Below are 15778 nucleotides of genomic sequence, written 5' to 3'. Positions count from 1 at the left end.
TTACGTTTGCAGGTATTTGTTCGGGATGTTCCCGGCCGTATAGTCGATGCCGAAAGCATGCCGCAACAATTTGGATACGGTTTCGGAAATAACAGTTTCGTTCCGGTGCATTTGGGGCAACAGGCCCATCATGGCATAACTTATTGGATTTACGGCGGGCATCAAGGTTTCCCAATCATGGCCCTGGCCCCAAATGAGCCCTTTGACCGTTAGTTTTAAGTCGGCGGAACGGGACAGTAGAAAGTCCAACATCTCGGCAGACTGGTTCAGGTTCTGATTTACGGTATGAAAAATTGGGGTCTGTCCGCCAAAGCCATTAGAATCGATTCCAGCTATGGCATTGACATCCGCCCCATTTTGTAATAGCACTTCCGCACAGGCCACATGATTGAATTCGGCACAAATGTGTAACAAGGTCACTTTGGACAGAGGGGTATAGGCACATTTTAGGGTGTATTTTTCATGTACAATTTCTGTATGGTCCGTAATATATGCCCGAAGTGTATCCGAGTTGTCCAACAGAACCGACAATAGAGCCTTGTCCTCAAATTCGAGTCCGAATTCCACAAATACCCGAACACATTTCTTAAATTTCGGACCACGCAAATATGCACTTATCAACTCATAGATCAAAGGCTCTCCTTTGTAGGTGTCATTTGGGGTAATACCGCTTTGGAAACAGTCCCGGATACCATCAAAGGAATGAAGTTCTATTTGACGCACGATTTCTTGTAAAGAATCCATTCGATTTAAAGATAAGCAATATATAGGTGCTTCACCTTCGTATGGTTAGGATTAGAAGCTTGCGTAGTTCTACCTAGTCTATCTTATGGCATTTTCCGATGCTTGTGAACGAGGCACATATTAGTTAATCGAAGAGAATGACGGCTTCTTGGCAATTGGTTCTATCAATTAAAGATTTTATTGGCCAAATGGTCTATCAGGGGTTTGAGAACGCCACCCAAAAGAATACATCCCAATAACCATAAGGCTATCATAAAGGGATTGGTCTGCAATACATAAATCGTTACAAAATATACCGGGGCAATCCATACCGTATAGCATATTATCTTGAACAACCATTTAAAAAAAGTCACCATCATTTTTTTAACAGGGATTCCCGAATAGGTAATTTAGTTTTTCATTCCTCTAAGAGTCCTAAAAGCTCTTCTTGGAAATCTTTGGATGCGGCATGCATTTCGGACTTATAGAGGTATTTTCTTCCTTCATACGAATAGTCCACGAATCCCTTGATGAGCGTATCCATGATGCCTGATTCAATGAGCAGCTTTATCTGTTCCTTAACCATTGGTTTCATTTTAGTCAGTCCATTCCAAGTTTTTTGAATACCCTTTGACGGTGGGTGGTATCCTTCTTCTGAACAACCTGTCCACAATGGGCCTTATGACTTCTCTTATCAGCACACCAAACAACGGCTATAACCAACCTGTTTGGAGCGTATCCTTCAAAAGGAATGGACAATTTCTTGGACGCCTTTTTTAAAAAAGGTAACGCTGTTTTTTCAGTCCTTTCGCTCGATGGTACTAATCCGGATAAACCAGTGTACAAGGCAATACGCTTCCTTTTGCACCAGTGGTTCGGAACTTAGCTAGGGACAAGCCATAAAAACATGGAATGCCTTTTAAAATGATAGGAGGGGGTGTTTTATGAATTCGCCGAAATGGAATATGGGTATTGGGAAATAAACATTCCAATCATTCAAGGGCATACACCAACAATTTGGTATTTGAAATCGTATCCGATGCAACGAATTTGAACGTTTCTTGATTTAAATATTGCAGATTGGAATTTCCAATGACTACCGCCTCATTTTCGACCAGGCAAAAAGTCAGCGGCAAATCCAACCTCGGTGTGTGGCTATCCAAGACCTTGGCCTTTACAATCTTTCCCTGTGTTGGGTCAAGGACCAATTTTCTAAAGTTGAATGTATTTGCCCTAACCCCATTTTGGATGGCATACAAATGACCTTTATAAAACTCCAATCCGTCTATTCCTTGAGATATACCCAAGGTGTCCGGGTCATTTAAAATTCTTTTTGTCGAAATATCGAGGATTCTTACACCTTTGGAAAAAGATGCGATATACAATTTGCTATTGTCGTCCGAAATGGCAATTCCATTGGGAAATTCAACTTCTGAGGACTTGAAAAATAGCTCCAAGGAATCCGTTTCAGGTTTTAGTATATAGATGGATGCGTCCTTTGAATCCGTGAGGTATAGATTTCCTTTGTCATCTTGGATGAGGTCGTTTAGGAAATGTTCCCCCGCATCGGTCACGTCATATTTTTTCAACAGTCTTTTGGTATGGATATCGAAGGTGAACAGTGATGGAAGGGAATCTTTGTACATATAATATCCGCCAAGGGCATGAAGCAGATTGCGGGTATCATCCACCAGAATCCCGACTCCCGGGGTATATCCAAATTCCCGTTCCCGTATAAAATCTTTTTGCTCTCCGGATTTTCTATCTACCTCCACTATTTTGGATTTGGCCACACTGGTCAAATAAAAGGCATCCTTCTTTTTTGAATAGGCGATTCCCTCGGGCACCAAACCCCTTTCATCCAGCACATATTCGCTCATTGTTCTTGAATCACATCCAAGAATCAAGATTAAGGTCGCTATGAGTATGCCGTATTTCATTTTTTAATACAATGAAAGTAAATCTTTGGGAGAATCAAATTTATAGAGGATTGGCACCTATATACAATATAGGACAAATAGAAATATTTCGTAAATTTAATTATGCGCTATCTGATATACATATTGTCCGCCGCAAACTTAGACCTTGCCTCTAGGAATTATTTGGCTAGGAAGTTTGCCTCAAGACCAAAAGAAGATCAAAATCACGATGAAAAGTAATGATGGGAGAAATTTTACTTGTAATAGTGGTTTTTATAGTATTTTGTCTTGTTTGCCACAGTTTTTTAAGGGGATTTGTCAAGAACAAACTTGGTTCTGATTGGCTGAAGAGCTGGGGAAACAGACTTTACTATGTGCAGGGAATACTGTTCTTTGGAACGATTGGGACCGTACTTGTGTTATATCTTTTGAAGGTATCCAATACCCTCACTTTTTAATAGCTCCCTATCTCTATGGCACCTATATACAATATGGGACAAGATGAAAATTAGAAAAAAGATAAAATGGATTTCATTCTACCCTTTAAATCGTATCTCCCATTATAAAGTTAAGGATGTAATTGTTGGATTCGAATCTAAGGAGTTGTGGCGCAATAGTTTCTATTCTATTGAAGAAGAAGTCTGACAATCTTCAATACATCCAAAAGTAGAATTTAGTAGGTTATAACTACAACCTCCGCTTACCATGCCTACTTCTACTTCTGAAATCACTACTACTTTTATTACGGTTACCGACTATAAACGCCACTACAGTAATTATAAGAAGTGCAATCCCAATAAATAAAAGCACATACGATATATCCAAAGCTCCATCAAAATCCATACCTTTAAAATACTAAAAATCTATGGGTTGACAAGGTGGTTTCCCAGTTTAAAAATCAAACATTAATCCGCCAGTACAGCCAAATAAGTCATAAAGAATTCCTACGTGTTCAAATTTAAGGAATATAACTTTTCATATGCTCTAGGTTAACCTAAAGATGGCAGCCACGCCGGTCAAAGATTAGGTCGTTAGTATTATTCTTAGGAAATTTTTAGACAATAAAATTTTTGACTAAATCTGTGTCGCTATTTTAATATTTGAACTTTTGTTTTTTGTAATTCTTTAGGAATGATATAATCAAAAATAGAACAAGCAAAGCAAAGTAAATAGTTATGTACCAATATAAATACATATGCATTTGAAATAGGAAATAAAAGGAGTAAACCACAAAAAGAAGAATAATTTTCCAAGCCCAAAGAACCAAAGAAGATATACCTATGATAGTGATTATATCTTTGGGGTCGTCTTTGTCATCATCGAGACGATAAGCCACGGAAAGAATAATGCAAGAGGATACACTAATTACAAAACACATAACAATCAATAGAGTTGCATCCAATTTTTTATAAAGTTCATGGTTCAGTAGGAATATGGAAAAATACCAAAAAGGCATAAGCAATATGCTAAACGAAATCGCTTTTAATGGCTCATTTTCAAAGAAATCTTTTATGTAGGACATAAGATTGGTTTATCTTAAATATAAGAAAACTTGGCATCTACATACATTATAGGATAAATCCTGATATTTTAAATTGGAATGTAATTAATTGATATAAAGAAACATAAAAGTTTACAAACGACTACAAACGTTTACAAACGAAAGTAAATATTTCCTAACCGAATTCTTTTTTCACAACGTTCTATGTTTGCCTTGTCGAATCAGGGAGGTTCGATGGCATTAACTGTTTTATCTTAAAAATTAGTAGTATGAACGCAATTAAAAACAAAGTACAGTTGATTGGAAACTTGGGACAAGATCCTGAAATCGTAAACTTGGAAAACGGAAGCAAGCTGGCCAAATTTTCCATTGCCACCAGTGAAAACTACAAGAATGCACAGGGTGAAAAAGTAGAGGACACCCAGTGGCACAATATTGTGGCCTGGGGCAAGACCGCGGAGATTGTGGAGAACTATCTCACCAAAGGAAAGCAAGTGGCCGTGGAAGGGAAACTCGTACATCGCTCCTACGAGACCAAGGAAGGGGAAAAGCGATACATCACCGAAGTACGCTGCAACGAGTTGCTGATGTTGGGGAAGTAGGGCTTTTGTGAGGAACAAAGTGACGAAGCAATTTGCAGGTCCTGGACTAGGACTAAACAGTTTGCTTCGCTCCGCTCGCAAAAACGTATTAGCGAGGAGTGTAGCGACGAAGCGATCTGTCCGTCCAGAATACGGGCCGGGTAGGTTGCTTCGTTATCGTAGCATTGGGATTTGGGATGAAAAGATCACATATTTATATTACGTCCAATAAAAACCGAACAGTCCTTTATGTAGGAGTCACCACTAATTTGGTGAGAAGAATTTATCAACACAAAACAAAACACTATAAAGGATTTACCGCTCGTTACAATTGTGATAGATTGGTTTATTTTGAAGAATTCACAGATATCAAAAAGGCCATGGCGAGAGAGAAACAGCTAAAATCGGGAAATCGACAACGAAAGGAAGATTTGATTAATTCGGCGAATCCTGAATGGAATGATTTGTCCCAAGGATGGTTGTTCTATTTTGTTTAGTTTTCAGAAGGAGGCGGTCCAAAGTTTTAAGACTAGGATTGGAAAAGCTTAGCTTGGCTAAGCTTGCAAAAATATATTTTGGGGAAGGTGTTGACCAGAGGAGTTTTTGCTTTCAGAATTTAGAAATTTCACTCATTTTAAGTATAAACCTAAGAACGGCTGAATGGCGAGGTCTTCGACTGCGCTCAGACTGACATGCTTTGATGGACGGATTGCCTAACTATGCTTGGACTAACACTTTCAAAAGAATACCAGAAAATTTATTGCCCCCGTTTATCGATGACGGTCACAGGTTTTCTGCGCAATTTTGAGTACCGTAGTTTTTGAATTTCCTCGGTCGCACAAAACTCGATTTTGGGGGAGACGCGTAACTTGGATCGGAAGTGGTCCTTTATATCGTGCAAGAGCAAATCCGAAGCGTTCCGGGAGGCAATCTTAATGCCTATTTCGTCCGTGCCTATGCTGTTATGGTAAATCTCTATAACGTAGCTTTCCACCTCTTGGAAATCGTTCAATAGGTTATCCATGGCCGGAGGATAAAGCGTGGTGCCCTTGTACTTGATCATTTGTTTTTTTCGTCCTACCACGGGTCCCAACCGCAGGGTATTTCTTCCACAATCACAAGGTGAATCATGGGCCACCATGATATCCCCGGTCTTAAAGCGTACCAAGGGCATGGCCTCTACACCAAGTGTGGTAACCGTCAATTCCCCCTCGACTCCGGGAGGTAAGGGCCGATCGTTTTCATCTAGAATTTCCACGATGATCAGTTCCGGGTGATGATGCCCACCCCGTTGTTCACTACATTCCGTAAATGCCGTACTCATTTCCGTGGAGGCATAGGTAGAATAGAGTTCGATATCCCAAGCCGACTTTATCTTATTGGCGAGGACATTTAATGAAAAATCCTGGTTCCGTAGCGATTCCCCGATACAGATGGCCCCTTTGATTCCGGAGGCGTTTACATCAATATGGTGCTGCTCTGCATATCGGATAAGTTTCAACAAAAATGAAGGTACAACAATTAAGTATGTGGGTTTGAATTTCAAAATGGTATCCCATTGCAATTCCGGGATTCCCGCACCCACACGGATGATGCCTGCACCTAATTTACGGGCTCCCAAAAAATAGGCCATCCCCGCCATAAAACGCCGATCTATAGTCGTTGTCAGCTGCAAGACGTCATTTTGGGTAACACCCGCACAAGCTAGGGAAATGGCCTCATTATAGGCCAAACGATCCAAATCGGCATCGGTAAGGCCTATGGTCACCGGTTCGCCCAAGGTACCGGACGTGGTTACAAAATCAACGATCTTGTTTTTGGGAACACAGATAAAATCGTCGTTGTGGTTTTGAAGCTGCTCCTTGGTGGTAACTGGAATTTTGGCCAAGTCCGCTAACGTACCAATGGTCTTGATATCAATGGAGTAATCTTTGAAAAGTCTTTTGTAGTAAGGCGATTTTTCTTGGACATAACGCAGCGTTTCCTTTAATCTGTCTTCTTGAAATGCCTTTATCTCTTCAGGCGAAGCCTTTTCTATTTCTGGAATCATAAATGCAATCTACGCTTTATTTTTCTGATGTACCGCATTAGGTTTTCTTTATCCGGAACCGTAGTAATCTCTTTGGTAAGGGCCTGCTCAAAGGCCATAAGGGCAGCGGTGTAATATCCTTTCCGGTATTGATACCTTCCCACCAGATAATATCCTTCCCAATACTCGGGGTTGTTTTGTACCAATTCCTTTAGTACGCCCTGTTCTAGATGCCGATCATTGACCATAGCGGTCAAAACCTTGTTTTTTAAGCTGCGATATTCCTGATATTTTTTAAAGGCTTGGGTGTGTTGAAAGGAATCTTCAGGAACGGTCATGCTTTTTTCCGCGAGCGTGGTCCTTTGAAGATCGGATGCCGTCTTTTTAAAAACCTCGTCCAAGTCATAAGCAACAAATTCGCCTAATTGATAGGGATTGGTGCTTACCCAGACCAAAAGCTCTTCTGGCTTAAAGACAATACCATGATGCGCCAACAATTGGTTGAGTGCCTTTTCATTACCATACCCGATTTCCTTTCCATCCAGTCCTTGTTTGTCCCTAAGAACATCCACCGCGGAACGAACTGTGGTTTTGTTGCTGTGCCCCAATAGTTCTTCCATGCGGTCATACCGATATTGGGAGTGGCTTTCCAGAATATGCCTTTGGTTTTTTTTGTCCGCCATGTAAGCAGTACTTTGAAAATGATTGGAACAGATAAGCTGATTGGAATTTTGAACCTCGTACACCCCAAAATTTTTGGGCGATACCTCAATGACTGCTGCCTTTTTATCCCTTGCACTGCCCACAAAAATGGATTCCGAAACAAAGACTTCCCGTTTCCGGGCAATGGCCACTGCTTCCTCCAAGGTACTGGCGTATTGTAGGATTTCACGGGTCACCAAGGAAATGGGAGTCTTGGCCACTAATGGAAACTTCGATTTCCCGGCATTGATGGTAACGGTAAGGCCCTGATCGTTCATTCCGGAGACTACCCCGATCATGCCTCCCCAAGTGACCGACATAAATTTATGGCCCTCATCCGGGTTTACAAAGGCAATAATCTTCTCTTCGGCAAAATCGTCCCCAGCATAAAAATCGAAATTCCGCCCTATAAGGAGTTGACCGTCCTCCGTTTGATCTCCCCATACGGCAAAGGAGGAACAACCTACCAAGGCCAAGTCCTGTAACGCATGACCGATATCGTGGGCCCCGTGTAGGTAAAGTATACGGGGGTAGGCATCCGCAATATGCGCATAGGCATCCGATGCGTATTGGGCAATACCATAAATCTCGGTTTTGTATTCTTCCCGTATATTGAGGTACATTTTACGATTGAACCAGGCCAAAAATTTACGCAATAGGTATTGTTTGGTATTGGATGGTACCAGCTCGTTCACCTTGGTCAACAGCGCATCTTCTTGTTTATGAAAAAGCTCTTGGGTAAGGCTGCCCGTTGTAAGGCCCAATTCCAAAGGATTACCCTCTATGTATAATTCCCATAGTCCATAGTCATTTTTGGTCAAATAGCCCTTTTCAGAAAAGAAAGTGGAGTCGGATAGACGTACCCGTTCTGGAGTTTGTGCGTCATATCGACTGATATCCGGCAAATCCCTTAATGACTTGGAGACACCACAGGATATAAAGAGGAATAGTAGGGAAAATACAGGATATATGCTTCGTATGTAGCCTCGTTTTTGCATTAAAATGCCGATTTCCCATATTTTTTATTGATACGCCGTACCATTTTGTTTTCCTTGTAGTTTACCCATTTTTGACCCATAGTCCTCCGCATAATGTTTTCAAAATTTCGCATAAACAAGACATTGGAGGCTGTTTTCAACAAACGTTGCGGTTTGGTGGGCAATGCGCGCAGCGTAATGGAAAACCCTCCGGTCGTATATTTTATATAATGCCAATAGCCACTGGGCATATAGAGGGCATCCCCATGTTTCATTTCGGCCTGAATCCCTTGAACGTTCTGGAGTGCAGGATATTTTTCAAAATCAGGATTGTCCATATCAATAGTTTCCAGATTATGGACCGAGAAAGGCACCCGATACAGATATTTGGTCTGCTCGGGTTTAAAAAGAGTGACACTTTTGGTACCATGAAAATGTACATGGACCAAGTCCGCCAAATCCATATCATAATGGGCCAGCACCTTTGAGCCCTCGCCCCCAAAGAACATCACCGGCAGACGTTTGAAAAACTTTAGCCCCAAATCCGGATATTCAAAATCCTCGGCCAATTGGGGCATGCTATCCAGGATATTATAGAAAAATATGCGAAGATCTGTCGGTTCATTTTTCAACAATTCCAAATAGTCGTACAATTTCATTTCGGTCGCCGGTGCTGCCGAGTTTTGTTTGCCTTTGGTAGGCTTACTGTCGTAGAGTGGTACTATTTGGTTCCCGGCCCGCTGCTGAATATAGTCTAGGTTCCATTTCCCGTAGGCCGGCCAATCTTTGGTAAGACCCTCTATCAAAACGGGTTTTTGGGGATTGTAATAGTTTTCCAGAAAATCCTTTTTGGAAATATTTTTAACCCTGCTCACCGGAATGGTCCTAAATTTTCCCATCACACACCTATTTTAGCCGTTGTATTCTCCCTTTCATGATCTAGAATCCTATTTAACAAATAGTCCCTTCCCAAAATCTCGGAGCAAGTGACCACCCCGCTGATAGTTACCCCTAAAATGCCGTGCATGTTTAGACTTTGACCGGTAAAGAACAAGTTTCCGATTTTGGTCCTTGGGGAAATGAAGGATTTTAAAGGATAATTGACATCCTTGACATAACCGTACATAGCTCCTTGATTACTGCCAATATAATCCCTGTAGGATAGGGGCGTGGAGGTATATATGGACTGTAGACATTCCCTAATATTAGGGAATTTTTTTTCGAGCTCATTAAGGAACTTTTCGGTTTTGGTCTTCTTGAATTCTGCATAGGTCTGTCCGCGGTCATTTTTATCGGCTACGGTATTGAAGGTTTTTTCCCAAGGTTTCACTTCATCATATCGCATATAGGTAATTGCGGTCATTTGATCCGCCCAATCGTCCGTAGTTTTGCCCACTCCCATACTTACCATATAGCTTTCAGGCCAACTCTCTTGGGAATACCGATGACCTTCCCAAACTTTTAAAGGGTCTTTATAATGGTAGTAGTTGTAGTTTAAATACTTGAAGGTTTTTGGTTTTAAGACCAAATGCAGGCTAAACGCAGAGATAGTGCTTTCTATTTGCGCTATCCGATTTGAATATGATTTTCTGAACTTGTCCGCACCCACCAGTTTTAGAGTGCTCTTGGGCTCAATATTGGAAATGAACAAGTTCCCTCTTATTTGTTTTCCGTTTGCGACTTCGGCATAGGTTATTTTTTTCCCTTCATATCCAAAGTTTACCACCTCATGATGTTTATAGGCTTCACCTCCGTTTTCCTTAAGCCGTCTTATCAATAGTTTGGTAATTTGACTACCGCCATTTACACAACGATACGCACTTTCTATATAGGAGTTGACTGAAAGTGCATGGACGTAAAATGGGGTCTTGTCCGGCTCACCCGCATAAAGCAAATTTGATCCGGCCAATACGGCCCTTAATTTCGGGTCGCTGACCAAGGAATCGATACGGGCTTTGGCCGGAGTTCGGAACATCTCCTCATCATCATAATAAGGTTTGCCGTGGTTTAAATTATATAAGGGAAATTTATTACAGGTCTCCCTTAATTCCTTGCAATAGGCCGTAATGCCTTGAGCCTCCTGGGGAAACTGTGCAATCAGGGATTTCTCAAAATCCTCATATCCCTGGGCATGGGGGTATTTATTTGGATCATTATCAAAAGTAATGATATCAAAACCGTCATCAAGCTTCTTAAGCCTAAGGTCGTCATAGATACCTAGATACTTAAAATAGCGATAGAGGTTTTGCCCTTCGGAAAGTCCGCCTATGTAATGTACACCTGTATCAAAAATGGTCCTTTCCCTGACAAAGGTTTGCAAATTACCGCCGTATTGGTTGTTTTTCTCCAGAACACAGACGCTCCTTCCTTCGCGGGCCAAAATATTTGCCGCTACCAGTCCGCCCATACCACTACCGATGATTACTACATCATAATGCTCTTTCATCCTGTCCTACTTTTTGGCTATGATAAAATTATCATTTTGTGCGCTTATCGTAAAGCCGGCTTCCGTAATATTTTTCAGGGGAAGGTCCATTCCATTCTTCAATAACAGTAAGATACCAATTTCATCCAATTTTTTTTGGATAGGTTCCCAGTCCGTTGGATTTAGATCGATAAGTAGTACCTGCGCTTCATTGGCCAAGGCACCGAGAGGGGTAGAGGCCACCTGAATAGTTTTGCGATGTCCGGTAATAAAACTGTTTTTGATGATTTGTCCGATTTTTTCATTCTTGGGATACACGTGGATCTTACGGTGGGCCGAATCCAGGGCAAGTAGAAAATCCAATTGACCACAATCCTCGGAAAGATGGACAATATTTGCTTTTTTGCCAACGAAATCCATAAGCTGCTTGTAGACGGAGGTATGTTTGCTCAGATCTTGGCGAACCTCCCGGTACAATTCGTTTCCTTTAAACCGATACTCCTCCAAAACGGTCTTGTGGAAATAGGTCTCTCTCTCTATTTCCTTACGAAAGGTTAAAATGCTATCCTTAAAATAGGTGCTTATCCGTTTCGTCCTTTGGGAATAGTCTATTCCAAAATCAGGATCCTTGGTCTTGATTCGTGGTAGAATTTTAAGGGTGATACCGCCGTCCCTAATGATAAAACTCCCTTTGGGCAAAACCTCCGAGTTTCCGTGAATCAGTATTGGAAGGATATCCAACTCCAATTTTTCCGCCAAATAGAAGGCCCCTTTGTGAAAACGCCTTATTTTATTGGTTGGGGAACGGGTACCCTCTGGAAAGGTTATCAATGAAAACCCCTGGGCTACCTTTCCCCGAAGATATTCCTCCCCGTTTTCCAGTCCACTTGAAACAGGATAGGCTCCAACCAGCTTGGCGGCCCTCCCAAAAATAGGTGAGTTATAGACCCAATCGTTTACAAGAAATACAATCTTGGGATGTAGCATACCGATAGCCAGAATATCCAGAAATGAGGTGTGGTTCGAAATGAGCATGGCCGGTTTTTCAAAGGTCTCCCGATGTTCATTGATAACTTTTTTGCGCACAAAAGGATTGGTGTAGAGCACGGATTTCATCAAAAGGGATACCGCCTTATGGAACCCCAATTGTTTTTTTTCCCTACTTTTTGGAAAGAACGTCAACACAACCGCGGCGTATAGGGAAAATAAAAGTCCACCCAAACCAAAATAGCCAAAAGAGAGCGATGAATGGATCAAATATCTTAAGGAAATGGGCCTTTTTTCCCTACTTCCTATAAATAGGCGGAAGAGCATGGGCTGTATGGTGAAGGCGATCAAGACCGCAGAGAGGATACCAGTTAAGGAGACCACAGAAATAGTATACAAGGCAGGATGTTTGGCAAAAATCAGCACCCCAACACCCAAAATGGTAGTAACCACGGACAGGATAATCGAAGTTCGGTGTGTAGACAGGGCTCGCTCACCAGTGCGATATTCCGTTAGTAGACCGTTGGTCATAAAAATACTGTAATCCACGCCCAAGCCAAAAATAAAAGTAGAGATGATAATATTAAAAATGTTGAATTCCAGTTGTAAGAGCCCCATAGTACCTATGGTCAAAAACCAGGTTAGGAAAATGGGAATACTGGTCACCAAGGTGAGGGACAGGCTTCGGAAGAATAGCAACAAGAGTACTACAATGACCAATACGGAATACCCGATAAGCCGATTGAAATCGTTTTTAAGATGGCCTAAAAAGGTTTCATTCATGCCCTGGCGGTCTATAAGCACCGTTTGAGTGTTGTTCGAGAAGACTTTGCGGATATATGCCGTCTGGGAAGAATCTACCTTTATTAGGGAACTTACGGTAGTAAAACCATCTTTTGTGGAGAGGAAGTCATCCACCGAAAAGGAGTTTACTAGATCGTAATCCTCAATTTCCAAAGGTTCAAAATCCGATTGTAGTAACGTATAAAATTCATCAAAGGTATTGGGTTTAAACCCATTTTCCTGGCCGGCATCAATGAGGGAAGTGGTGACGGAACGAATATTACCATCGTTCCAAAACGTTTTCCAAAGGCCTATCTTTTCATTTTGTTCCTTTTTTGAACGGACAAGGGCGCCTATGGAACTGAAACCTAAAATTCGCCCTTCGTTTTTAAGTTGGTTCAACAAAGCGTAAACACTATCATTGGATTGTAGCACCTCCTCCTCGGAATTCCCATAACTGGTTACGTAAAGGGATTTGGCCCCGAGATCAGTGAGGGTTTCCAGGTGCTTTCTGGCATTGGCCAGTGCCACTGTTTCGTAGTTCAATTTGGCAATATCCTTGCTAAAAGTTACCGAGGCATATGTAAAAATGCTGATAATAAACAATCCGACGAGCGACCCGACGAGCCATTTATTTCGCTGAAAGTCATACGCCGCAATGGCATCCAGAAAAGTCGTCCTCTTCCTTTCGGTGGATTTCGTTGCGTAAACCTGGGGGATAAAAAGCAGCGCAAAGGCAGAGGCGCCCAAAACGCTTACTGCTGCAAAAATTCCTAAATCTTGTAGGGCTTGGGATTGCAGGAACAATAGGCATAAAAACGCCGAGGCCGTAGTAAGGCTGCTCATCAAGATTGATGGGGCAACCTCTGAATACAGACTCTTTATGGAACGGTTGTTTCTGATATGCGTGAGGATATGGAGCGAATAATCCAAAGTTACCCCGAGCAATACGGCACCTATACCCAGGGAGATACCTGAAATCTCCTTTCGAATAAAATAAAGAAGGGCTACGGACAACAACCCGCCAAAAATCGTCGGTAAAAAAAGAATTATAGGCAGGGTCAACTTCCGATAAAAGAAAATTAAAAGGATGAACAAAAGGGTCAACGCAATCCCAACGGTAAATTGAATGTCCCGTTTTATTTGTTTTGCATTGGCCACTGCTATTAAAGGTGCTCCGAAGTACTCACTCGCGGCCTTGGATTCAAACGAAAGGTTCAATACATCCCGTATGCGATACAGTTCCTTGGCAAAGGCGTCATTTTCGGAAGTCTGATTAGAGGCATAGGCGGGCGTAATAAAAAGAAGAACATTTTGCTGATCGCTACTTAGAAGGAACCCATCCTTGAGCGTAAATCCATCGGCTACTCCGAGTTGCTGCAATTTTTTTAGGGCTATATAGGACAATCCCAAAGGGTCGCGAAGCATATTCTTTTTGGCGACAATTCCTGATGGAGAAATAAGTGTTTTGTAATTTTCCCTTGTTAGGACCGTAATACTGTCCTTTTTCATTTTTTGTCGGATAACCCGATAATCCGCTTTATCTAGAAAAAGAGGTAGGTTTTCATAGACAAATTCCATGGTCCGTAGCACCTCGTCATCACCTACTTTCCCTTGGATATTTTTTATATATCCCTGGGTGTTGTTTTGAAGACTGTCCAGAAATTGGGAGGCGTATTGCGTAAGATCTTCCACGGTACCTTCCTTGCCCAGCTTTACGTTTACGATAATCTTATCCGTAAATTGGAGCGTTTTCAATACCCTTTGGTAGGCCTCGTTTTCTGAATTAACAGGGACAAGCTTAGTAATGTCCTCCTCAAATCTTATTTTGGCCGTTACGGCTAAAAGTCCCAAAAAAAGAAGCAATACTACAATAAGTCCCGACCACTTTTTTCTTCGAAAAAATTGATATGTACGGAAGAAATAACTATCCATTGTGCATGGCAATTTTTTTCCGATCAAAAATGGATAAAAAGATATAGGCCAAAAATCCGAGGGTCAAGGCTGAGAGGGTAGATAGCGTTACACTCCCTATGATATAAGTCTGTAGGTTTTTAATGATTTCAAAATTTTCATCGATCTCATTGATGGAAAAGCTCAATTCCCTACCGGTGACCCATGCTCCGGTTTGGAGACTTAAAAACAGTACAAAAGGAATAAAAGGAGGTAAACTGATGTTGGAAGCGGCAAAAGCAATGACCTTATTCAGTTTAAGCAAAAGGGCCAAAAAGATAACGATTACGGTATGAAACCCCCATAAGGGAGATAGTCCTATAAAAATACCCAATGCTATGGAAAACGCTTTCTTTTTGGGCGAATCCTGATTGTGCAAAAAGTCCTCATAAAAAAAACGTTTAAATCCTTTTTTTTTAAATCTGCGAAGAAGGTCCCTTGGCTTTATATAGACCAGGGCCACAAAGACCAACCAAGTATTCAGCACGCTAATACGGGCAAAATCGATTATTGGCCTAAAATGGGAAACCCGTTCCGGATCATCATACATAATGCTGACCGGAATATTCTTGACCGTTATGCCCTTCCAGGCTGCCCTTACTATTACCTCTATTTCGAACTCGAATTTTGGCGTATAGAATTTCATGTCCCTCAGTGCCTCCAAGGGATAGAGGCGAAATCCGCATTGCGTATCCTTGAGCCAAATACCGGTCTCTACCCAAAACCAAAAATTGGAAAACCGGTTGCCAAAACTGCTGCGACCCGGGACATCGGATTGCTGCATATTCCTGGAACCTATGAACAAAACCTTTTTTGAGGGTTCCCGTTCAAGGGCCTCGATGAAAACAGGGATATCCTTGGGAAAATGTTGGCCATCCGAATCTATGGTGATGGCAAAATGATACCCCAACTCCAAGGCTTTTTTGAAACCTATTCGCAGTGCATGGCCTTTCCCTTGATTTTTATTCAAATGAACCTGGGTCAATTCGGGATATGAGTCAAGTATTTCCCTAGTGGTATCCGTAGATCCATCGTTGATAACGATGATGTTTTTGGTGTGACTCAATATGCCATCCAACACCTTTTTTAAGGTCCTACTGTTGTTAAATGTGGGTACGACTACACAACATCTTAATTGTTGCATGGTCTCCGCTATCGATGGGATGGAAGCTGGCAAGGTAAATCCATTGAGAGCTTT

Annotated in this window: 12 protein-coding genes; 2 read left to right on the top strand and 10 right to left on the bottom strand. The window is 41.7% G+C overall.

Annotation, left to right across the window (positions count from 1 at the left end; all coding sequences use genetic code 11):
• The 4 genes from Q0993_RS04125 to Q0993_RS04110 form a co-directional block, all read right to left on the bottom strand.
• A complete protein-coding gene (locus Q0993_RS04125) occupies positions 1-744 on the bottom strand; it encodes an ankyrin repeat domain-containing protein (protein WP_299530004.1) in 744 nt (247 codons plus the stop codon).
• A 164-nt stretch (positions 745-908) separates the two neighbouring features.
• On the bottom strand, positions 909-1103 hold the full coding sequence (locus tag Q0993_RS04120) for a hypothetical protein (RefSeq protein WP_299530002.1): 195 nt from the start codon (positions 1101-1103) through the stop codon (positions 909-911).
• Positions 1104-1141: 38 nt separating this feature from the next.
• Positions 1142-1309 (bottom strand): hypothetical protein, encoded by a 168-nt coding sequence (locus Q0993_RS04115; protein WP_299530000.1) that lies wholly within the window; start codon positions 1307-1309, stop codon positions 1142-1144.
• A 406-nt stretch (positions 1310-1715) separates the two neighbouring features.
• Positions 1716-2663, bottom strand: a complete 948-nt coding sequence (locus tag Q0993_RS04110) for an SMP-30/gluconolactonase/LRE family protein (RefSeq protein ID WP_299529998.1) — start codon at positions 2661-2663, stop codon at positions 1716-1718.
• Between the two features lie 1749 nt (positions 2664-4412).
• On the opposite strand from Q0993_RS04110, the gene Q0993_RS04105 reads away from it, so the two are divergent.
• Together Q0993_RS04105 and Q0993_RS04100 are read left to right on the top strand one after the other, a co-directional pair.
• Positions 4413-4745 (top strand): single-stranded DNA-binding protein, encoded by a 333-nt coding sequence (locus tag Q0993_RS04105; protein WP_299529996.1) that lies wholly within the window; start codon positions 4413-4415, stop codon positions 4743-4745.
• A gap of 176 nt (positions 4746-4921) precedes the next feature.
• Positions 4922-5221, top strand: coding sequence for a GIY-YIG nuclease family protein (locus Q0993_RS04100; protein ID WP_299529994.1), 300 nt, complete (start codon positions 4922-4924; stop codon positions 5219-5221).
• Between the two features lie 260 nt (positions 5222-5481).
• Here the strand turns inward: Q0993_RS04100 and Q0993_RS04095 are convergent, their stop codons facing one another.
• Genes Q0993_RS04095 through Q0993_RS04070 form a run of 6 tightly spaced genes read right to left on the bottom strand, consistent with a single transcriptional unit; the run spans position 5482 to position 15724 of the window.
• The gene (locus Q0993_RS04095; RefSeq protein ID WP_299529992.1) at positions 5482-6774 is read right to left on the bottom strand and encodes a phenylacetate--CoA ligase family protein; all 1293 of its coding nucleotides are present in this window, start codon (positions 6772-6774) and stop codon (positions 5482-5484) included.
• Entirely contained in the window at positions 6771-8453 is a 1683-nt protein-coding gene (locus Q0993_RS04090) for a C45 family peptidase (protein WP_299529990.1), read from the bottom strand. Before Q0993_RS04090 ends, Q0993_RS04095 begins: the two co-directional genes overlap by 4 nt.
• Positions 8453-9331, bottom strand: a complete 879-nt coding sequence (locus Q0993_RS04085) for a cupin-like domain-containing protein (RefSeq protein WP_299529988.1) — start codon at positions 9329-9331, stop codon at positions 8453-8455. The genes Q0993_RS04090 and Q0993_RS04085 overlap by 1 nt, the downstream gene beginning before the upstream one ends.
• Complete coding sequence (locus Q0993_RS04080; RefSeq protein ID WP_299529986.1) at positions 9331-10878, bottom strand: NAD(P)/FAD-dependent oxidoreductase; 1548 nt, start codon at positions 10876-10878, stop codon at positions 9331-9333. Before Q0993_RS04080 ends, Q0993_RS04085 begins: the two co-directional genes overlap by 1 nt.
• Positions 10879-10884: 6 nt before the next feature.
• Entirely contained in the window at positions 10885-14562 is a 3678-nt protein-coding gene (locus Q0993_RS04075; protein ID WP_299529984.1) for an MMPL family transporter, read from the bottom strand.
• Positions 14555-15724 carry a DUF2062 domain-containing protein gene (locus tag Q0993_RS04070; protein WP_299530362.1) on the bottom strand — a complete coding sequence of 390 codons (1170 nt, stop codon included), beginning with the start codon at positions 15722-15724 and terminating at the stop codon, positions 14555-14557. The genes Q0993_RS04075 and Q0993_RS04070 overlap by 8 nt, the downstream gene beginning before the upstream one ends.
• Positions 15725-15778: the final 54 nt, after the last annotated feature.

Source organism: Ulvibacterium sp. (assembly GCF_028285715.1).
Classification (GTDB): Bacteria; Bacteroidota; Bacteroidia; order Flavobacteriales; family Flavobacteriaceae; genus Ulvibacterium.
Note: the sequence above shows the minus strand (reverse complement) of the source record. Positions and strands in the feature narration are given on the sequence as shown.